General features: G+C 63.1%; 16 protein-coding genes and 1 pseudogene. 5 read left to right on the top strand and 12 right to left on the bottom strand.

Translation table 11 applies throughout. The features are described 5' to 3' along the window. Positions 1–94: 94 nt before the first annotated feature. Both V7116_RS11440 and V7116_RS11435 read left to right on the top strand, forming a co-directional pair. A complete protein-coding gene (locus V7116_RS11440; protein WP_324392058.1) occupies positions 95–661 on the top strand; it encodes a hypothetical protein in 567 nt (188 codons plus the stop codon). A gap of 326 nt (positions 662–987) precedes the next feature. Next, the gene (locus tag V7116_RS11435) at positions 988–1,962 is read left to right on the top strand and encodes a hypothetical protein (RefSeq protein WP_324392057.1); all 975 of its coding nucleotides are present in this window, start codon (positions 988–990) and stop codon (positions 1,960–1,962) included. Positions 1,963–2,015: 53 nt separating this feature from the next. Here the strand turns inward: V7116_RS11435 and V7116_RS11430 are convergent, their stop codons facing one another. The 5 genes and pseudogenes from V7116_RS11430 to V7116_RS11415 all read right to left on the bottom strand — a co-directional run bounded on the left by V7116_RS11430 (position 2,016) and on the right by V7116_RS11415 (position 6,782). Then, the gene (locus V7116_RS11430; protein WP_442891834.1) at positions 2,016–3,056 is read right to left on the bottom strand and encodes a glycosyltransferase family 2 protein; all 1,041 of its coding nucleotides are present in this window, start codon (positions 3,054–3,056) and stop codon (positions 2,016–2,018) included. A 136-nt stretch (positions 3,057–3,192) separates the two neighbouring features. After that, on the bottom strand, positions 3,193–4,620 hold the full coding sequence (locus V7116_RS11425) for a cation diffusion facilitator family transporter (RefSeq protein ID WP_324392055.1): 1,428 nt from the start codon (positions 4,618–4,620) through the stop codon (positions 3,193–3,195). 98 nt (positions 4,621–4,718) lie between these two features. Then, positions 4,719–5,189 (bottom strand): RNase H family protein, encoded by a 471-nt coding sequence (locus tag V7116_RS25790; RefSeq protein WP_349258509.1) that lies wholly within the window; start codon positions 5,187–5,189, stop codon positions 4,719–4,721. Further along, positions 5,187–5,657: pseudogene (gene rnhA, locus V7116_RS25785) on the bottom strand (ribonuclease HI); the annotation flags it as partial. The gene V7116_RS25790 and the pseudogene rnhA, both read right to left, overlap by 3 nt. Before the next feature lie 21 nt (positions 5,658–5,678). Further along, entirely contained in the window at positions 5,679–6,782 is a 1,104-nt protein-coding gene (locus tag V7116_RS11415) for a hypothetical protein (protein WP_324392053.1), read from the bottom strand. A 125-nt stretch (positions 6,783–6,907) separates the two neighbouring features. Here V7116_RS11415 and V7116_RS11410 point away from each other — a divergent pair, with 125 nt between their 5' ends. Together V7116_RS11410 and V7116_RS11405 are read left to right on the top strand one after the other, a co-directional pair. Continuing rightward, positions 6,908–7,297 carry a globin gene (locus tag V7116_RS11410; protein WP_324392052.1) on the top strand — a complete coding sequence of 130 codons (390 nt, stop codon included), beginning with the start codon at positions 6,908–6,910 and terminating at the stop codon, positions 7,295–7,297. Between the two features lie 44 nt (positions 7,298–7,341). After that, complete coding sequence (locus V7116_RS11405; RefSeq protein ID WP_324392051.1) at positions 7,342–7,722, top strand: hypothetical protein; 381 nt, start codon at positions 7,342–7,344, stop codon at positions 7,720–7,722. A gap of 292 nt (positions 7,723–8,014) precedes the next feature. Here the strand turns inward: V7116_RS11405 and thyX are convergent, their stop codons facing one another. The 4 genes from thyX to V7116_RS11385 form a co-directional block, all read right to left on the bottom strand. After that, positions 8,015–8,752 carry an FAD-dependent thymidylate synthase gene (thyX, locus tag V7116_RS11400; RefSeq protein WP_324392050.1) on the bottom strand — a complete coding sequence of 246 codons (738 nt, stop codon included), beginning with the start codon at positions 8,750–8,752 and terminating at the stop codon, positions 8,015–8,017. A 25-nt stretch (positions 8,753–8,777) separates the two neighbouring features. Then, positions 8,778–9,353: a Holliday junction branch migration protein RuvA gene (gene ruvA, locus V7116_RS11395; protein WP_324392049.1), complete on the bottom strand. Its 576-nt coding sequence runs from the start codon at positions 9,351–9,353 to the stop codon at positions 8,778–8,780. A gap of 57 nt (positions 9,354–9,410) precedes the next feature. Beyond that, entirely contained in the window at positions 9,411–9,905 is a 495-nt protein-coding gene (ruvC, locus tag V7116_RS11390; protein WP_324392048.1) for a crossover junction endodeoxyribonuclease RuvC, read from the bottom strand. A gap of 122 nt (positions 9,906–10,027) precedes the next feature. Beyond that, positions 10,028–10,783, bottom strand: coding sequence for a YebC/PmpR family DNA-binding transcriptional regulator (locus V7116_RS11385; RefSeq protein ID WP_324392047.1), 756 nt, complete (start codon positions 10,781–10,783; stop codon positions 10,028–10,030). Between the two features lie 504 nt (positions 10,784–11,287). Here V7116_RS11385 and V7116_RS11380 point away from each other — a divergent pair. Further along, positions 11,288–12,199: a class I SAM-dependent methyltransferase gene (locus V7116_RS11380; protein ID WP_324392046.1), complete on the top strand. Its 912-nt coding sequence runs from the start codon at positions 11,288–11,290 to the stop codon at positions 12,197–12,199. Between the two features lie 103 nt (positions 12,200–12,302). On the opposite strand, the gene V7116_RS11375 is transcribed toward V7116_RS11380, so the two are convergent. The 3 genes from V7116_RS11375 to V7116_RS11365 all read right to left on the bottom strand — a co-directional run bounded on the left by V7116_RS11375 (position 12,303) and on the right by V7116_RS11365 (position 19,425). Then, positions 12,303–13,823 (bottom strand): LCP family protein, encoded by a 1,521-nt coding sequence (locus tag V7116_RS11375; RefSeq protein ID WP_324392045.1) that lies wholly within the window; start codon positions 13,821–13,823, stop codon positions 12,303–12,305. Between the two features lie 388 nt (positions 13,824–14,211). Further along, on the bottom strand, positions 14,212–16,062 hold the full coding sequence (locus V7116_RS11370) for a LysM peptidoglycan-binding domain-containing protein (RefSeq protein WP_324392044.1): 1,851 nt from the start codon (positions 16,060–16,062) through the stop codon (positions 14,212–14,214). A 3-nt stretch (positions 16,063–16,065) separates the two neighbouring features. After that, a complete protein-coding gene (locus V7116_RS11365) occupies positions 16,066–19,425 on the bottom strand; it encodes an ATP-binding protein (RefSeq protein ID WP_324392043.1) in 3,360 nt (1,119 codons plus the stop codon). Positions 19,426–19,514 lie beyond the last annotated feature (89 nt).

Genomic DNA, 19,514 nt, shown 5'->3' with positions numbered 1-19,514 from the left:
GCCGTGAGTATGCAAGGCCCTGGGCGTGTAATAACTCCGGGGCCTTTTTTGTGGACCGCCCGGCGCGCGAACTCAACGGAAGGATGTTGACCCTATGGACGACGACCGGCTCATCAGCCTGCTGGATATTCACATGGCGCGGTATCCGGTGATGGAAATCGCGGATGTCTACAAGCTGCTGCACCAGGGCACGTTTGGCCCCGGCCATCTCGTGTCCAATAAGAAGACCGCGCGTGAGTGGCTGGAACACGATTTTGGGGTGGCGGGCCAGCCCGGCGACGAGGCGCTGGTCGAGCACGTGCATCCCACCGGGGCGATCGTGCGGCTGCATCTGCGCCCCTACATCTCGGTGGGCGGCGAGATCAAAAAGCTGCTGGACGCGATGGTGCGCTCCGCCGAACAGGTGACCGGCGATCCGGCGCAGATGGCCGCGTGGTGGGACGTTTTCGCGCGGCGCTGCCAGCCCGACGGCCCGCTGGCGGGGCAGTTCCCGCTGCGCGAGCTGACGCTGTTCGGACGCGCCCGCGTGGAGGAGCAGTGGCCTGCCGTGCACCACTCGCCCGCGTACAACGAGGCGTATCGCCCGTCCTACCGCGTGCTGACCGAGCGCGAAGCCGAGTCGCTATGCGCGACCCTGCGCGTGCCCTACGAGCCGGTGTAGTATTGTTTAGTCGGTTATATTGATAATATATCTTAATGTAATTATACTTGTTTAAATGCAAGCTGATATGGACAGAAAAAGAACATATGAGAATATATATATATATATCAAATTTAATAGAAGCTGGTCGGGCTAATCTCCATTATAAGAAGTTGAGAACACATATCTTTTGCAAGAACTTATGGCGAGACATTAAGAAATTACTTGGATCCTCAAATAGTGACTTGCTTCTTCGTACTTGGCCCGTAATGGTACGACATGATTTTGTTGGACGGCTTCTATTCCATATATTTCGACTCGGAGTTGGAACTCTTCTAGTAACCTTTTTGGCCATCACTGTACTTAAGGAATTGTTCGTTATATTTGTAGAGAAGTATCCTAGAACACCCGCTGTTCAAATTGGGGATCTGATGTGGGATTTTCTACTCGTTCCCATTGTCTGGTGTTACTATGCTTTATCTTTTAAAAGAATACCGACCTTGTTTTTGCAACTTCAAGGTGTCGCGCTTCAGCAAGATACCAGAGAGTTTGTGCGATTTCTGAACAAGACAAGACGAAGAATTTCAACACGATGGACATCCCGTATTGCAGTTAGTCTGACTTTAATTTCCGTACCTATAATGGTTTTTGGTATCTGGAGTAAAAATCCTCCTCCCTATTACCATTATCCAGCTCATATGGTTTATTCACTTGGATTCGGTTCCCTAACCTATTATATGTTCTATATTTCATTGCTACGAGAGATCTCAGTAATTTTTTTATTAGCGGAATTCTTGGAAAGATTTCACTTGAAAATAGACATATTGAATGCGGACAATGCTGGGGGATTAGGATTTATTGGAAGTTATTATTTTGAATTTGCTTTTTTAGGAGTGATTATCGGAATGTTTATAAGTGTTTGGAGCATTGTAGTTCCAGTATTAGAAGGAACAGCTATTTTATGGGATCCGGTTTGGGCATTGGCTTGGTGTGTGTACATCTTAATTACCCCTACAATATTGTTTTTTCCGCTCTGGTTAGGGCATAAAGCAATGGAGCGCCAAAAAGAGAAGCTGCTCAATTCTATATCATTTCATTTCAATGATGAATTACTGGAGACTGTTGGATCAATAGACAAAGGTGGCAAGATCCTTGAACGAAGAAAACAACAAATTCAATCCGTTCGTGAACTACGGGCCTTAATGGATGATGTTTTCCCGACTTGGCCGTACAGTACTCAACTCCGTAGGCGTTTCAGTATTACAGCGCTGGCTCCAATTATCACGAGTATTGTGTCGTTAGTGATAGACTACATAAAATAAATTTTGGGCGGGTCACAGACCCGCCCCTACAGCGTAATTCGTGGTTAGCGTTTTTACCCCGCCGCGTCGATCATCGTCTCCACAACGGGCGTGGCGACGTGCTTGTGCGCGTTGATCACCTGCCGGATCGCGTACGGGCCTTTGCCCTGCGACTCGTAATAGGTGCGCATCAGCATTTCCATCATCAGCCCCATCAGGATCGACTGACCCGCCAGCGCTGCGAAGATCCCCGCGAAGATCGGCCAGGGCGAGTTCCACAGAATGTCCCCGGCGAAGATCCCGCTCAACAGCATCACCAGCACGCTCAGGCCGCTGAACATGCTCAGGATGAAGCCCGCGCCGCCGAAGATGTACATCGGGCGCGTGTTGTAGCTGGTCAGGAACTTGACCGTCATCAGGTCCAGCACGACCTTGATCGTACGCCACAGCCCGTACTTCGACTTGCCGTGAATGCGGGCGCGGTGGTTGACCACGCGCTCCACGATGCGCGCGCCTGCCGCGTTCGCCAGCACGGGGATGAAGCGGTGCATTTCGCCGTACAGCCGGACGTGATCGAGCACCTCGCGGCGGTACGTCTTCAGCGTGCAGCCGTAGTCGTGCAGGTGCACGCCCGTCACGCGCGCGATCAGGCCGTTGGCGATGTGCGAGGGCAGCTTGCGCGAGAGCGCTTTGTCCTGGCGGTTCTTGCGCCAGCCGCTGACGAGGTCGTAACCCTCGGTGTCCATCTGATCCAGCATCAGGGGAATGTCGTGCGGATCGTTTTGCAGGTCGGCGTCCATCAGCGCGATCACCGCGCCGTTGGCGTGGTCGATGCCCGCCTGGATCGCGGCAGTCTGGCCGAAGTTGCGCCGCAGCAGCACGCCGCGCACCACGTCCGGGTGGGCTTCGCACAGCTCGATGATGCGCGCCGTCGTCCCGTCGCGGCTGCCGTCGTCCACGTAAATGATCTCGTAACGCAGGTCCAGACCGCCGAGAACGTCGGCCAGTTCGTCGTGGACCAATCCGATATTATCGACCTCGTTGTACACCGGCAGCACAACGGACAGGTCGTAAGGGTAATGGTGTTGAGTTTGAGTAGGAGCCACGTGCGGCATCTCCTGATCGGGCACAGCGCACACACAAAACGCGACGCTCGCCGGGCGTCGCATCGTCATTATAGCGGCAGGCGGTCGGCCCCGTCAACGCGCGCCTCTGTGCCACTTGTACAGTGACGCGGGGCAGGCGGGCCGCTCAGGGCAGGCTGTTCAGGACCGGTTCGGTCTCTTCGATCGGCTCGGTGTGAATCGTGATGCGCTGGACCAACGGCAGCTCGGTGCGGATCACCGCCTCGACGTGCTCCGCGATGCCGTGCGCTTCCTCGACGCTCATCGAGCCGGGCAGGCGGCAGCACAGCGTCAGCGCATACCCACCCAGCGCCAGCCGGACCGACGAATCGCACCATTCGGCGTCGGGGTACAGCCTCTGCGCGATTTCCACCGAGCGATCGCGCAGTTCCAGCGCCATGTGCGACTGGCTGATCGGCGCGCCCTGGTCGCTGCTGGGCTCGATGTGCGTCACGACCTCGCGCACGCCGGGAATACGCTTGACCAGCCGCCGTTCCAGTTCGCTGGCCTGCCGGTGCGCTTCGCCCAGGGTCAGGCCAGGGCGCACCTCGACGTGCATTTCCAGCACGACGCCGTCCTGCGCGGGGACCGGGATCACCTCGTGCACGCGCAGCCCCAGACCGTCCGCGATGGCGCGCGTCTCCAGCCCGTAATCGAGCGTGGGCGATTTTTGCGGCACGAAGTTGACCTGCACCTCTTCGACCTGCGGATACGCGGCGGTCAGCCGCTCGCGCACGGTTTTGGTGATCGCGTAAGCATGGTCGGTCGTGACGGCGGGCTGAATGCTCGCGTCCACGTCCACATGGATCGCGTCGGCAGGGCCGCGGCTGCGCACCCGCACGATCTCGTCCAGGCCGGGCACGTCCTGAATCGCCTCCTGCACCGCGTGCGGATCGAGCGTTTGCTGGTCCGCCAGGATGTTGCTCGTCTGGCGGATGATGCCCAGCCCCGCGCGCCCGATGACGAACACGATCAGCATGGCGATGGCGATGTCCGACCACGCGAGGCCCAGCGACGACAGCCCCAGGCTGATGATCACCGAGAGCGACACGAAAAAGTCGCTGGACGTGTGCGCCGCGTCGGCCAGCAAAATGTCCGAGTGCAGCTCGTGCCCGCGCCGCCGTTCGTAGATCGTGACACCCAGGTTAATGACCATCGTGCCGATCATGATGCCGAAGCTGGCTGCTGTGACGTCAGGCTCGCCGCCGTTGAGCAGGCGGTCGAGCATGGTTTGCAGGATCTCCCACGCGGCGACCAGCAGCAGTCCGCCGATGGCGAGCGTGGCGAGCGTCTCGAAGCGGCGGTGGCCGTAGGGGTGATCTTCGTCCGGTGGCTGTGCGGCGAGCTTAGTCCCGACCAGCCCGACGATGTTGGACGATGCGTCCATGGACGAGTGGAACCCGTCCGCGATCATCGCCACCGCGCCGGTCATCAGACCGGTGACCAGCTTGGCCCCCGCCACGACGACGTTCAGCACGAGCACGATCCACAGCACGCGCCGGACGCGTTCGCCATTGCTAGGCGTAGGGGCCGAAATCGTTGTTACCTGCGACATCGTCGATCCTTACTGGCGGTACGCGGAGGGCCGCTCCGTCCGTCCAACAGTAGAGACTCCAATTATACCTCAAGCATCCCTGGATAGACTCTGGTCGGTCACGTCTGCCGGGCGATGTCGCCTGCAAGCTGCGCCAGTCCTTCCGCGACCGGCGGCGCATCCTGCTCGCGCGCCCAGTCCACGGTGCGCTGCTGTGCCTCGCTGACGAGCGCCTGCCACAAGTCCTGGTGCTTGACGGGCTGGCCTTCCTTCGTGCGCCAGCCGCTACGCTGCCAGCCGCGCACCCACTGCGTCATACCGCGCTGCAATGTGTCGCTGGGGCAGAAGACGCGCACGACCGTGCCCGCGTCCGTACTGCGCAGCGCGTCCAGCGCGGCGACCAGCTCCAGTCGGTAGCTGTTGGTCGCGTCTTCGCTGCCGGTCAGCACGCGCGGCTCGACGTCGTCGGCGGTGGGGCTGACCCGGATCGCGTAGCCGCCGCGTCCGCCGGTTTTGGGCACGGACACGCGCAGCGCGATCTCGACGTCCACCGGGGGCAGGGCGGGCTGCCCGCCGGACGCGCGCACCATCTGTTCGCGCGCGGCAGTCGCCAGCCGGTCCACGTGCTCGTTATGCGCGTTCCCGGCGTGGCCCTTCACCCACTGCCAGCGGATGTCGTGGCGCTGCGTCTCGGCATAGAGCGCCTGCCACAGTTCCTTGTTCTGCACGGGCTTTTTGCCGTCGGCGCGCCAGTTTTTGGCGACCCAGTCGTCGATCCACTCGGTGATGCCGCGCTTGAGGTATTGGGAGTCGGTGTGCAGATCGACGACGCACGGCTGCTTCAGCGCGCGCAGGGCTTCGATTGCGGCGGTGAGTTCCATGCGGTTGTTGGTGGTGTCGGGTTCGGCGCCGCTGAGTTCTTTTTGCGTGCCGTTGGCGGCGATGAGCAGGGCGCCCCAGCCGCCGGGGCCGGGGTTGGGACGGCTGCCGCCATCGGTGTAGATGGTTACGGTGGGACGTTCGTTCAAAGCGGACCTTTCGGGCGATGTGAAGCGAATAGCGGTCGCCCGATTGTAGCCTTATTCGAGCGTGGGATCGATTTTTGCACGCGACGGAAACAGCCCGTCTGCCACGCCCCGATCGGAGGTCCACGGCGCATACGGAGCCTGAAGCCGCTCGGCCAATCCCAGCAGCGCCGTGTCGTAATTGACGCGCCAGCCCGCATAGTTGCGCCATGCCGCCTCACGGTCGGGGCGCACCGGCAGCAGCGAGGCGGCCAGTTCGTCGTACACCTGATCGAACTCCTCGCGCCGGATGCTGATCGGGTCTCCGGGGTTGGGCGCGGGGTTGTACTTGATCTCGAAGAAGTCCGCGATCGTGCGCAGCGCGATATAGCCCGCGCGGATGCACAGGTCCGCGCGCGGGTTGGGCGGCAGGTCGAGCGTCGAGGAATAGAGCGAGGCCGCGTCGAGGATCGTGCCCGCCGCCGTGATCCACGACCGATCTGCGCTGGGCGAGCGGAAGAACATCAGCGGCGCGAGCGAGCTGTGGCTCTCCTCAAGATCCGCGAACCACACTTCCCAGGTCGGCCACACGGCGTTGAGCTGTTCTATGCCGTGGATGCGGTTGTAGCGCAGCAGCAGCTCCAGCGCGGTCGGCGGTGACCCGGCGCGCACCGTCAGCAGCGAGACGTTTTCCTCGCGCTTGGAAAACGCGCTGTACATCGTCGGCAGGTACGAAATAATCAGCGCGATCTGCATCAACCCGACCGTCGCCTCGGAAAAGGAGATCGCCATCACGCCGAAGCCGTCCGCGCGTTCGAAGCCCAGCGTCAGCAGCGACGATCCGCTGAGCGTGAAGGCGTCGTAAATCGGGCGCACGCCGATGGCCCAGTACACGCACGTGTACCCGACCGTGATCAGCGCGATCCAGATCGCCGGGAGCGCCAGCAGGCCGATCGGCGCGTACATGGCGGCGATGCGGTCGCGCCACTCGTACGAGGTCACGCGCCGCTCGGCAGCGTAAAACAGGCTGTAGAGCCTCACGAACACGAAGCGCATGATCGGGTCGCGCGTGCTGCGCGGCAGCACGAAGGTGCGCACCGCCGAAAACCCCGCGCCGAGGCTGATGGCGATGCCGAACAAAGCGACGAACAAACGCACCAAAACGTCGGCGAGTGGCATGGCGATCCCGGTTGTGACGGTTGCAAACAGGGTAAATGAAGGGGCGCGGTGATGATCGCCCGCTCAGATAGTATAATAGCCCTCGGTTTTTGACAATGATTCTCAACTGGGAGCGATGTGCCGGCATGAACAGCACGGAACCGAGTGTCTACGACCAGATTGGCCCCGACGCCTTCGAGCGCCTGATCGATGCCTTTTACCGCCGCGTGGCAACCGACCCGGTGCTGCGCCCGATGTATCCCGAAGAGGACCTGACGGCGGCGGCGCGGCGGCTGCGCCTGTTTCTGATCCAGTTGTTCGGCGGGCCATCCACCTACTCGGATGAGCGAGGACACCCCCGCTTGCGCGCGCGGCATCTTCCGTTTAGGATTGATCAGGCGGCGCGCGATGTGTGGATGCGGCATATGCAGGCCGCGCTCGATGAGGCGGCAATTGCCGACCCGGCGCGGAGTGCGATGCTGGCCTACTTTGAACGGGCCGCAACGGGAATGATCAATTCTTATCATCCAGAGTAGCAGGAGTCCTGACTGATGCGCGGGGACCAGCGCGAGGAGGAGTAATGTCGCGGGCAGACAGGATGGTGTCACCATCTCGAATTGAAGTGTGGGCGATGCGGTTGGACCGTCTTCCACGGACGGCACGTATCGTGTTGAGCTTCGTCATCACGCTGGTATTGACCGCGGTGGTATCGGTGTTTGTGGATCGCGTGCTGCTGAATGACATGTCGGACAGCGGCACGACTCCGGCGCTGGTTGCGGTGGCAGTCGGTGTGGCGTTCTACATCCTGGGCTGGTGGGCGCTCGTGGGTTTTGACGGTAATCCGACCGTGCCGTGGCGCGCGAATGCGGCGGCAGTGCTGTATGTCTCGTTGGGCGTGGCCGGACTGTTCATCCTCGTCATGCTGATCCTGATCGGCTTGGCGCAGGGGTACATCCTGTAGGGCGACGCTCGTGGTCAGCCAAAGCGTCACCGTCGCTCTGGCGTTCAAAATGGCAGCTTGTGTAGGGCGGGTTAGAAACCCGCCCGTTTTTTTGTCTCTGCAAATCCAGTGCAGCAGCGGTAGGTGATTCTGCATTCGTAGGGGTAGGGCTTGCCCCACCCGGTTTTGCGCACAGCGGGCGCGGCATGCCCCGCCCATACGGTGAAACTACCCGTACAGAACACGGGTTTCTCCCCTCTCCAACTTTCTTGGAGAGGGGCCGGGGATGAGGTGTCTCTACGACACTCGCCCGCTATCCTTCCGGTTTGATCGGCCCCAGATCCGGCAGAATGTACGTTTCGAAGGCTTCCGCCGTCCAGGGCAAGGCGGGCTTGAAGAAATGATCGTAGATCGCCTGCGCATACACACGAATCTCGTACTGGGCGTCGGGAGCCATGCGCAGCCGCAGGAAATGCATCAGGTTGTGCGCGTCCACCTTGACCACCCACGTATAATACACCGCGAAGCCGGGCAGGAAGACCCGCGCCTGTTCGCGCGCCACGCCCTGATCCAGCGCCGCCTGATACAGCTCGAATCCGCGCCGGTAATGTGCGAGAAGCGTCTCGGTCAGCGCCGCGCCGTCCTCGGCGGAAAGCGCGCCGTCGCTGGCCTGCTTGTTGTCCCGCGCCTGGAGCCGCCACTCGTCCGGCACGTAAAAATCGTCCTCGACGAACGGCGTGTACCGCCCCGACTGCGCGTTCATGCTCCACGTGCGGTGGCGCACCCACTGCCACCACGTCACCAGCGGCGCGCGCACGCGGAACCGGAACTCTACCTGCTCGAACGGCGAGGTGTGGCGGTGGCGCATCAGGTAAAACAGCAGCTTTTTGTCCCGCTCGGATCCCTTGCTCTCGCCCAGAAACGACACGCGCGCCGCGTTCACGATGGCGAGATCGTCGCCCATGACGTCCTGAAGCTCGATCCAGCCCTTGTCCAGCACGTCGATCCGGCGGCCCAGCAGGGCCTCGCGGGGAGTTGGTTCGTCGGTCATGATGTCCTCGGCAGTGGTGAGGCGATCAGGCAAAATATTCCAGGGCGATGCGCACGCGTTCTTCGACGTCCTGCGGCGCGTCGCGGGGGATGGATTGCAGCGCCGACTGCGCCTCGACCACGCTGTACCCGAGCGCGGTCAGCGTCGCCAGCACGTCCGTATCCACGTCGCTGATGGCGCTCAGCCCGATTGGCAGATCCGTCTTGAGCTTGTCCTTCAGCTCGAAGACCAGCTTCTGCGCCATCTTTTTGCCGATGCCCGGCACGCGCGTTAGCACTTCGGGGCTTTCGGACGCGACCGCGTTGTGCAGGTGCTCGACCGAGAGCGCGCCCAAAATCGACACGGCAAGGCGCGGTCCCACGCCGCTGACGGTCAGCAGCGTTTCGAACAGGCTGCGCTCCTCTTCGTCGGCGAAGCCGTACAGCACCAGCGCGTCCTCGCGCACGACGAGGTGCGTAAACAGCGTGATCGCCTGACCGCGCCCGCTGACGGTATCGAAGATCGTTTTGGGCACGTGGACGCGCAGCCCGACCCCGCCAACCATCATCACCACGTAATCGTCGCCCAGAACGGCCACCTGGCCGGTCAAAATGTCGATCATGCGGGCATCCTCTGTGTGTAGAAGGCGCTCATCAGCTTACTTGCAGGTACGGATGGCTTATTCCCACGCCATGCGCTCGTAGCGGCTGGCGTTCAGGTCGGTGATCGCCACGCCCAGCCCGTCGGCGGCGTCGTCGGGACGCGGGATCTGCTCCAAATTGAGCAGCTGGCGGATCATTTCCTGCATCTGCGATTTTTCCGCGTTGCCATAGCCCGCGATGGCCTGCTTGATTTCGGCGGGCTTGTACTCGCGGATCGTCAGCCCGGCCTGCGCCAGCGCCAGCAGCACCACGCCGCGTCCCTGGGCCACGGTGATCGCCGTCGTGACGTTTTTGCCGAAGAACAGCGTTTCGATCGCGGCGGCTTCCGGCTTGTAGGTGGCGATCAGGTCCGACATCTCGCTGTAGAGCATATGCAGGCGGTCTGGCATGGGCATTTTGGCGGGCGTCGTGATCACGCCGTAATGCACCGCTTCCAGGCTGCCGTCGTCGTGCTCGCGCACGAAGCCGAAGCCCGTTGTTGCCGTTCCGGGGTCGATGCCCAGCACAAACATCAGCGTTTCTCGTTTCCTGCGCGCGGCGCGAAACTGGAGTCGCACGCTGCATCAAACAAACCGGCGGGTCACTACAGGATAGGAACCCGCCGGAAAAACGTTCAAATCGTAGTCGCGCCTGCTTAGGCGGCTTCGAGGGCGGCGGCCACCTCGTCGGTGATGCGCAGGTTGGACGAGACGGACTGCACGTCGTCGAGGTCTTCGAGCTTTTCGATCAGGTTCATCACCTGGATCGCCTGCTGCGTTTCCAACTCGACTTCGTTCTTGGGAACCCAGACGAGTTCGCTTTCTTCGATCTTGTACCCGGCTTCGCGCAGGGCGCCTGCCACGCGGGCGAGTTCTTCACGCGGGGTGTAGATGTTGTACACCTCGTCTTCACCCTGCACGTCCTCCGCGCCGACTTCCGCCGCCGCCAGGAACAGCTCGTCGTAGTCCACGCCGTCACCACCGACCGCGATGTAGCCCTTCTGGTCGAACTGCCAGAGGACCGATCCCGCGGCGGCCATGTTGCCGTTGTTGCGGTTGAAGACGTACTTGATGTCCGCGAGGGTGCGGTTTTTGTTGTCCGTCAGCACGTCCATGACGATCGCGGTGCCGCCGGGCCCATAGCCCTCGTACACGATGGACTCCATCTGCACGGCGTCGTCGCCTGTGCCCGCGCCCTTGGCGATGGCGCGCTCGATGTTGTCCTTGGGCATATTGGCTGCGCGCGCCTTATCGACCGCGAGCCGCAGCGCCGAGTTCGAATCCGGGTCGGGGCTGCCTTCCCGCGCCGCCATCATGATCTCGCGCGTGATGCGCGTGAAGATCTTGCCGCGCTTCGCGTCTTCCGCGCCTTTCTTACGCTTAATGGTGGACCACTTGTTATGACCAGACATGACGATCTCCCCAAAGAGTTAGGTTGTTTTTGAGCGAAGCTAAAGGCAGCGGAGCCGCCCGGTTAGTTCGGTTCGATTACGTTGATTATACCTGACCGCTGCAAGGACAAGCAAGAGCGCATGATCGGGCGCGCAGAGTGGAAAAGCGGCACGCATTTCCAGAGATTGCTCCCTTGTGCGGCCATCGGGAGGAAGGTATACAGCCACCGTGTTTGGCGTGGGACCTACAAAATTCGACCCCTTCAGGAAACCGGCGTTGCACGCCCGCTTCCACAGGGGATCTCGGCCAGCGATAACGGGCGCAAGCGCCGGGAATCTGCCCGGTTTATGAGTGTGCTGCCCCAGTCTTGTTTGTTGCTTCCATAGTATCACACCGCCACCTGCCAGTAAATGGAGATTAAGTGTCATGCCGCGCCGTTTGCGCCCCGCTATACTGTCGCTCCGCAGCCTGACCCGGGCCAGCATCAACCGCCGCACGCCAGTCGATGAGGAGGAGCTTCCACTATGACCGAAAAACAAGCCGGACTGTCCGCAATGGGCATGGCCTACATGCGCGCCTACCACGCCACGCACGAGTCGCCGCTTATCTTTGATGACTTCCTCGCGTCCGGGCTGTTCACGCCTGAAGATCTGGCCCAGACGGATCAAACCTGGGCCGGGCTGCTCCAATACGTCGAGCCTGAGCTGGCCGCCACCAATCCCGATCCCGCGACGGCGCTGGGCTGGGTGGTGCAGAGCCAGGGCGCGATCACGCTGGGCCGCTCGCGCTATACCGAAGACAGCCTGCAAGACGCCCTGGGGCGGGGCGTGCGCCAGTACGTTTTGCTCGGCGCGGGCTTTGATACGTTCGCGTACCGCCGTCCCGATCTGGTGGACCGGCTGCACATCTTCGAAGTGGACCATCCCGCGACCCAGGCGATCAAGCGCGAGCGGATTGCCCGCCAGGGCTGGGACGATCCGGCGAACCTGCACTACATCCCGCTCGATTTCACCCACGAAAGCCTGTCGGACGCGCTCGTGAATGCGGGCTTCGACCCGCGCCAGTTAAGCTTCTTTAGCTGGTTGGGCGTCAGCTACTATCTGACGCACGCGGTGGTGGTTGACACGCTGCGCAGCATCGTCTCTATCGCCGCGCTGGGCAGTACGGTGGTCTTCGACTACATGGATACGGACGCGTTTATCCCCGAAAAGACCGCCCGGCGCGTGCAACTGATGCAGTTCATGGCCGTGCAGCTTGGGGAGCCGATGAAGACCGGTTTCGATCCGGCTGCGCTGGCCGCAGACCTCGATCGCCTCGGCCTGCGCCTGGACGAAAACCTGGACCCGGCGGCCACCGAAGCGCGTTACTTCCGGGGCCGCGCCGATCGGTACCACGCCATCGAGCACATCCATTTCGCGCGGGCGGTGGTGGCGTAAGCGTGCCCGTGCGCTAAAAACCTGCCGGACCCATAAAAGTGAAGCCCCCGAACTCTCCGGGGGCTTCATCATCGAGCGTTAGCGGATGGGGCGAATGCCCGGTTTAGCCGCCCGTTTCCTTCGGCGCGACCCACTGGCGGTCTACGCACGAGTTGTAATCGTCGCCCAGGATGATCTCGAAGTCCACGGTGCGGTTCGGATCGGGGTCCTGCTGGATGTTGTTCGGCAGGATGTTGAGCAGGCTCACCAGATCGTTGATGCTGCTGCCCTTGCTGCTGCCGGTGTGGTCGATGATGATCGTCTGCGGATAGCTGCCGTCGCGGTGGCCCATCGCCAGCGGCGCGAAGCCTTCCCAGATCAGGCGGTCCTGCGCGACGAGGTCCCAGTTCTCGTGACTGGTGCCGTTGTACACCTGGATCGCCGGGTTTTCCAGGCGCAGGCGGTTGGTGGTCGGCGGCGACACGAAGTCTTCCAACAGCAGGTTCATCCCGCCGTTTGGCCCCGGTAGCTGCACGTACGCGCCCGCATACGGACCCGAAGGCGGCTGCCACGCGACCGTTTCCGCGCCCTTGCGGAAGAAATGATTCTCGATGTCGTTAGGCTGGATCGACAGCGCCAGCGGCGCCAGCGTCAGCGCTTCGGACAGCGGGAAGTTGGTCTGCACCACCGACGTGATCTGGCCCCACAGATCGGGCAGTTGGGTGATCATGCCCAGATCCTTCGCCTTGGCCCAGATCGCGCGCAGGATCTGCTGCTGGCGGCGGCCCCGGTCGAAGTCGATCGTGTTGGCGCGGCTGCGCGAATACCACAGCGCGAGGTCGGCGTCCATGTCGTACACGCCCACGTCCAGCGTGCGCAGCTCGTAGTCCTCGTCCGATTCGTTGCCCGCGACGCCGTCCGCGCAGGCGGCTCCGGTGCACCACTTGTCCTGAATCGGGCAGTCCACCGCGACGGTAACGCCGCCGATGGTGTCGATGATTTCCTCGAACGCCTCGAAGTCGATCATGGCGTAATAGTGCACGTCGATCCCGAAGTTATACAGAATCGTCTGCGCCAGCATGCCCCAGCCGCCGTCCGTCCAGCCGATGCTTTCGCCGTACGCATAGGCCTGGTTCAGCCGCCCCATGCCGAAGTTGGGGATGTACACGAACAGGTCGCGCGGCAGCGAGAGCATGCTCACGGTGTTCGTGTCGCGGTTGACCGAGACGACGATCATCGTGTCGGTGTGGAAGTTCGGATCGGTCGGCACGATGTCCCCGTCGTGCCCCAGCAGCAGCACGTTGAGCACGTTATAGGCGCTGCCGTTGTCGTCCACGGCTCGCATACGCGGCATCGGGGAGGGGATGGCCGTGACCTGCTCGCTGTGCGTCACGACGTCGGGATAGTACAGCGTCGGCGTCGGCAGCAGCGCGGGCGAGGTGGGCACGACGGTCGCCGCGTCGGTCGGCGCGACGCGCGGCGTATTGGTGGGCGGGATCGTCGCGCGCGGCGTGTTCGTCGGCGGGACGGTGGCTTGCAGCGCGGCCATCGCGCCGCCGGGCGCGATCAGCACAGATGCGAGCAGGCTCCCGGCCAGGACGATCAACACACCGAGCAGCGCAGCAAAGCGAAAGGGTTGGCGCATAAGTCTGACTCCATGCTCGTTGGTTTCAGGGTCTACGGCGCGCGGTGCGCCTGTGCAATGACGTGTCGTGATGCCCGCCAAGTGTAGCGCAGCGGGAGTGAACTGCAAGCGGTTGGCAGGCGAGCGTGGGGCGATAGCCAGTTTGTCGTGGTGAGCGGATCGTTTTTCGTGGGCAGTAAAATCCGGCTGGCTTTTACCTCCGGCTCGCCTTCAATCTGACCGGGATCCGTAGGGGCGGAGCTTGCTCCGCCCGCCAATGTGTACCGTACATGGACGAAAAAGGGCGGGTCACAGACCCGCCCCTACGAAACTTCGTTGGGCGCTGCTTTCGCTTTGGCCTTGCTTGACTAACAACTAAAAACTGACGACTATCGACTGCTGTTTTGCCTCAATCGAACCGCACCTGCACCGTGCACTGCGGGCGGTACTGGCCGCTGTTGTCCACCACGCTCAGCCGCAGCCAGTAGTCGCCGGGCGCGAACGCGTCGGTCGGAACCGTGCCAAGCTGCCCGTTGATCACCGGCTGGAAGAACGAATTCAGCGTCGCAAAGTCTGCGTCGTTTGTGCCGGAGCCGGACACTTGCAGCCGGTAGAACTGGAAGTTCGGGTCGGTCGCCGTGCCGTAAATCGCCACCGTGCCGCTGAGGATTGTGCCCGCTGCCGGACTGGTGATCGTCGCGTCGGGATTACCGCAGTCGAAGCTGACCATGTTCTCGATGCGCGTCGGCGTGGCGGTGTTTTGCGGTCCCGGCGTCAGCGGACCCGGCGTGATCGGCGCGGGCGTGACGTTGCTGCCGGGCGGCGCGTAGATGATCTGCCCGGTGGTGATGTTGTTGCGGTCTTCCAAGCAGTTCGCCTCTGCCAGCTCGTCCACGGTGACGCCCCAACGCAGCGAGAGCTGGAACAGCGTGTCGCCGCGCCGAATGGTGTAGGACGTCCAGCCTTCGGGGATCACGCAGCCGCTGGGCGCGGGCGTGCTCGTCTGCTCGCCGCCGATAGGCGTGACGCTCGGCGTCAGCGTGGGGTAGGGTGTAAACGTCAGCGTCGGCGTCGGGCCGGTTGCTGTCGGCGTGGGCGAGGGTCCCGGTGTGTTCGACGGCGTGTAAGTGGCCGTCGCGGTATCCGTGGCAGTCGGCGTGGGCGTGTTCGTATCCGTCGGCGTGGGCGTCAGGCTCGGTACGCGGGTCGGCGTATTCGTCGGACGCGGCGTATCGGTCGGTTCGGGCGTGAACGTCGCCGTGTCTGTGGGTTCCGGCGTGTCGGTGGGCGTATTCGTCGCCGTGTTGGTTGGCTCCGGCGTATCCGTAGCGGTTGGTTCCGGTGTATCCGTATCCGTGGCAGTGGCGGTTGGGCGGGCGGTGTCGCTTGGCTCTGGCGTCGCCGTATCCGTCGGCGCGACTGTATCAGTCACAGTCGGCTCCGGTGTATCTGTATCCGTGGGACGCGGCGTATCGCTGGGTTCCGCCGTGTTTGTGACGGTGGGTTCCGGCGTATCGGTATCCGCTTCGGTGCTGCTCGGACGCGGCGTGACGGCGTCCGTCACGGTCGGTTCGGGCGTGTCCGTATCCGTCGCGGTGGCGGTCGGGCGCGCTGTATCCGTGGGCTCCGGCGTATCCGACGCGGGCACAGCGGTGTCGGTCGCGGTCGGTTCCGGCGTATCCGTTTCAGTTGGCGCTGGGGTCTCCGTCGCCGTAGGACGCGGCGTATCACTCGGTGCCGCCGTATCCGTGGCGGTGGGTTCCGGCGTGTCGGTATCCGCTTCCGTGCTGGTCGGGCGTGCCGTGTCGCTCGGCTCCGGCGTCGGGCTGGATGCCAGCGCCACCGCCGTGACTTCTTCCGTCGCGGTATTGGTTGGACGCGGCGTGTCGCTTGGCTGCGGCGTATCCGTCGCGGGCACAGCGGTATCGGTCGCGGTCGGTTCCGGCGTATCCGTCTCGGTTGGCGCGGCGGTATCCGTCGCCGTAGGCTGCGCCGTGTCCGTCGGTTCCGGTGAGGGCGTATCGCTCGGCTGCGGCGTGTCGGTGTCTGTCAGCGCGGGCGTCGAGGTCAGGGGCGCGGCGGCGGTGGGCGTCACGCCGCCCCCGATCTGTTCCACGACGGCGGTTGACGTTTTGTTTTCGTCGTCGTCGCTGCTGCTGCTCAACGTGAGGATCACGCCAAACGTCAGCGCCAACGCCAGCGTTCCAATGGCGGCGATGGCGACGATCAGCTCACTGCCTCGGTCACGGCGGCGCTGCATGGCCTATGCCTCCTTTGTCGCCATCGTCTCAGGCGACAGGGGGATAATAAACTGGAACGTGCTGCCTTTGCCCGGCTCGCTCTCGAACCAGATCTGGCCGCCGTGCGCCTCGACCAGCGCCTTCGCAATCGACAGCCCGACGCCCGTATCGCCCAGCCCTTGAATCAGCGGGTGATCCGCGCGGTAGAGCCGCCGGAACACGCGGCGCTGCTCGTCGGCGGGCACGCCGCCGCCCTGGTCGGTCACCGCGACGTAAATGCCGTCTACCGCCTGCGGATGTGGTCCGCCGTCCGCGCTCAGCGGGGGCACGAGCTGTTTTTCAAACCGCGCCGTGATCGATACCTCGCTGTCCGGCGGGGTGGCAAGGTAGGCATTCGAGAGAAGCTGCGTCACGACCTGTTCCATCGCGTCGTGGTCCGCGCGCAGCGGCGGCAGCGAATCGGCCAGATCGAGATACAGCGTAATGTTCTTCTCGCGGAACTGCGCCCCGGCGTTGGTGATCGCGTCTTCGATCACGCCCAGCATGTCGATCGTGACGGGCTGGAGCCGGAAGTCCTCCGCGTCCAGCGCTGTGACGCTCACCAGATCGCGGATCAGCGCGTTGAGGCGGTTGATGTTCGCCTGCACGCGCTCCAAAAATTCGCGCTGCAACGCGCCCAGGATGCCGACCGATTCGGCCAGCAGCAGGTCGGTGTAGCCCATGATCGAACTCATCGGCGTGCGCAGTTCCTGCGCCAGCGACAGCATGACGTCCGCGTTTTCCGGCGCGATCGGCTTGGTGAACTGGGTGGTCGAGCCGCCGGGGACGCGCGGTGTGCGTTCCGCCTCGGCAAGCTGCTGTTCCACCTGTTCGAGCTGCGCCTTGAGCGCTTCCCGCTCGTGCGTCAGATCGTCGATCATGGTCTTGAGCTGGCCCACGCCGTCCGCGCCAAGCTGTTCCAGCAGGTCGCGGTTGCCCTCCACGCGCGCCATCAGTTGATCGCGCTCGGTCTGCAGTGCCGTGCGCTCCGCCAGCAGCCGATCCCGCTCCGCTTCGAGCCGGGCGCGGTCGTTCGACAGCGTCTTGCGCTCCGTGGCGGCGCGGTCGCGTGAGGACACGACTTCCTCGATTTCCGCTTGCAGCCCGCTCAGTTCGCCCAGCAGGCGGGTGCGGTTGTCCAGCCACGCCTCGCGCGCCTTGAGCAGTTCGTCTCGCTCGGCGCGAGTGGTGTCGCGCTGCTTTTGCAGGGCTTCACGGTCGGTGGCGAGGCGGCGCAGTTCGGCTTCCAGTGCGACGATCTTGGCTTCGCGCTCGGCCTCGCGCTCCAGCTGATCGGAGAGCTTCTGCCGTTCGGCCAGCAGCAGATCGCGCTCCTGCGACACTTTTTCCGCGCGTGACTTGTAGAACTGCCGCTCTTCGGTGAGGTGGCCGAGCGTCTTGGCGACGGCCAGCGGCCCGCCTTCGATGCCCAGCGACTCAAGCTGGCGATACACGTCATCCAGCTCGGATTTCATCTGGTCGCGTTCGTCCGCCAGCCGTGCTTTTTCTTCGCCCAGTTCTTCGAGCATGTTTTTTAGTGCGGTTGGCACGGCGGTTTCGCGCGCGTGGCGGATGTCTTCGATCTGGCGTTCGAGCTTCGATTTCTGCACCTGAAGCTCATCCCGCTCGTGCCGCAGCGATTCGATCATCGTGCCGTACACGTCTTCGTCGGCCTCGGCGGTCGCGCTGATGAGGCTCGCCTGTGCTTCTTGCAGCGCCTGCGACAGCAGCTCGCGCTCGTCGGCCAGTTGCTGCCGCTCCTTTGACAGCACCTCGATGCGCTGCGAAATGGTCATCGCCTCGTCGCCGTCGGCCAGAAGCTGCGCCATGCGGCTGCGCTCGTAGTCCAGTTCCACCTGCAAATCGCGCACAAGGCGGCTCAGTTCCGCGATCTGCTCCTGCGCCAGTTCCAGGCTCGACTGCATCTCGTGACGCGCGGCCAGCACGCTTTCCTGGTCCACGTCGTCCGGCAGGCCCCCTTCGACGATCGCCTGAATCGCGCGGTCCTCGGCCTCGAAGCGCGTGCGGTGCGCGGCCCGGCTCAACAGCAGCAGCCGCGCGGCGATGGGCGCCAGCCCTTCGAGCAGGCTGTTTTCGCTGGCGGTCAGGTCGCGGTTGGTGTAGGGCAGGGCGACGATCAGCACGCCCGCCACCTGCCCGCTGCGCGTCAGCGGCTGGATGTAGGCCGGGCCGACCTGATTGATATCCAGGCGCGTGTAGAGGTCTACCAGCTCGTCCAGATTTTGATCGGCGTAGAGCGGCCTTTGCATCTTTTCTTTGATCGCGTTGACGACCGTGGGTTGTTCTTCCAGGTTGAGCGCCAGCCCGGGGATGTGCCGCTGCTGGATGTTGTCGTAGGCGGCGACGATGTCCGCCCAACTGTCGTCTTCATTCGCCACCAGCGCGGCGATGTCCGCCTTCAGCACCGACGCGACGGCCACGACGATCTGGCGCGGGATGCTGTCGGGATCTTCGCGTTCCAGCATGAGGCCCATCGCCTTGAGCAGCGCCATCGATTCGCTGGCGCTGACGTTCGGCGCGACCGGCGCGTGCAAAATCGGCTCCGGCTGAGTGATCGCGGCCTGGGGGCGCGACACCGCGTCGGCGTATTCGCTGATCTCGTCGATCACCATCGTCAGCCGCTCGACCACCAGCCGGTACACGACCGTGACCAGCATCGGCATGGCGATGATGAAGCCCAGCCGCAGCGCCCCGGCGGTATCCCCTTCGAGATTGTCACCCGCGACCAGCACCATGGTGTAGCCATATCCGGCCAGCAGCGCCAGGAAAAAGAGCGACTTCAGCGGCAGATCGGCGGTGTCGCTGTAGCGGGTCCACAGCAGCCCCAGCCCGACGATCAGCAGCACGATCGTCCCGGCGGTCCAGGCGACGCCCAGCGCGTGCCGGTTGAATTCTTCCGTATCGGCAATGGGATGCCACACGATCACCGTGATCACGCCCGCGGCGATGATCACGAGGCTGCTCAGCGCCACGATGCGCCAGAATCCGCGCTCGGATTGTGGGCTGTCGGCGGCCAGCAGCGCCGCGCCCGCCAGCACCACCACCAGCGCGTTGATCGCGCGCTCCAGCGGCGGCAGGATCGCGTCGGCGGGGGTGTCGGTGACCAGCGCGTACAGCGCGCCGCCCATCAGCGTGATCCAGGCCAACACGACGCCGGTCAACAGAATTGCGTAATGCCCCGCCGCTGTTTCGGACTTGCTGCGCATGCGCTGCCCCAGCGCCATAAGCAGGGCAGCCTGGCCGATCATGATCACGACCAGAAAGTAGAGCAGCTCGCCTGTCGATTCGGTGAATAAGTTCAGGAATTCAGGGGCGGAATCCATGCAGATCCTCATTTATGCTGCATTCGGAACCTTGCGCCTGTGTAGTATAACATGATTACAATTTGGGTGCGCGCCGGTAAACCCGTTTA

This window comes from Aggregatilinea sp., assembly GCF_036822615.1.
In the GTDB taxonomy this organism is placed as follows: domain Bacteria; phylum Chloroflexota; class Anaerolineae; order Aggregatilineales; family Aggregatilineaceae; genus Aggregatilinea.
The sequence above is the reverse complement of the archived record's forward strand: the minus strand, read 5'-3'. Positions and strand labels throughout refer to the sequence as shown.

Excerpts from the sequence above, each read along its gene's own strand:
- V7116_RS11440 (WP_324392058.1), top strand. The coding sequence starts at position 95 with ATGGACGACGACCGGCTCATCAGCCTGCTGGATATTCACATGGCGCGG.
- V7116_RS11430 (WP_442891834.1), bottom strand. The coding sequence starts at position 3,056 with ATGCCGCACGTGGCTCCTACTCAAACTCAACACCATTACCCTTACGAC.
- V7116_RS11425 (WP_324392055.1), bottom strand. The coding sequence starts at position 4,620 with ATGTCGCAGGTAACAACGATTTCGGCCCCTACGCCTAGCAATGGCGAA.
- V7116_RS25790 (WP_349258509.1), bottom strand. The coding sequence starts at position 5,189 with ATGGTGCGCGCGTCCGGCGGGCAGCCCGCCCTGCCCCCGGTGGACGTC.
- V7116_RS11415 (WP_324392053.1), bottom strand. The coding sequence starts at position 6,782 with ATGCCACTCGCCGACGTTTTGGTGCGTTTGTTCGTCGCTTTGTTCGGC.
- V7116_RS11410 (WP_324392052.1), top strand. The coding sequence starts at position 6,908 with ATGAACAGCACGGAACCGAGTGTCTACGACCAGATTGGCCCCGACGCC.
- V7116_RS11405 (WP_324392051.1), top strand. The coding sequence starts at position 7,342 with ATGTCGCGGGCAGACAGGATGGTGTCACCATCTCGAATTGAAGTGTGG.
- thyX (WP_324392050.1), bottom strand. The coding sequence starts at position 8,752 with ATGACCGACGAACCAACTCCCCGCGAGGCCCTGCTGGGCCGCCGGATC.
- ruvA (WP_324392049.1), bottom strand. The coding sequence starts at position 9,353 with ATGATCGACATTTTGACCGGCCAGGTGGCCGTTCTGGGCGACGATTAC.
- ruvC (WP_324392048.1), bottom strand. The coding sequence starts at position 9,905 with ATGTTTGTGCTGGGCATCGACCCCGGAACGGCAACAACGGGCTTCGGC.
- V7116_RS11385 (WP_324392047.1), bottom strand. The coding sequence starts at position 10,783 with ATGTCTGGTCATAACAAGTGGTCCACCATTAAGCGTAAGAAAGGCGCG.
- V7116_RS11380 (WP_324392046.1), top strand. The coding sequence starts at position 11,288 with ATGACCGAAAAACAAGCCGGACTGTCCGCAATGGGCATGGCCTACATG.
- V7116_RS11375 (WP_324392045.1), bottom strand. The coding sequence starts at position 13,823 with ATGCGCCAACCCTTTCGCTTTGCTGCGCTGCTCGGTGTGTTGATCGTC.
- V7116_RS11370 (WP_324392044.1), bottom strand. The coding sequence starts at position 16,062 with ATGCAGCGCCGCCGTGACCGAGGCAGTGAGCTGATCGTCGCCATCGCC.
- V7116_RS11365 (WP_324392043.1), bottom strand. The coding sequence starts at position 19,425 with ATGGATTCCGCCCCTGAATTCCTGAACTTATTCACCGAATCGACAGGC.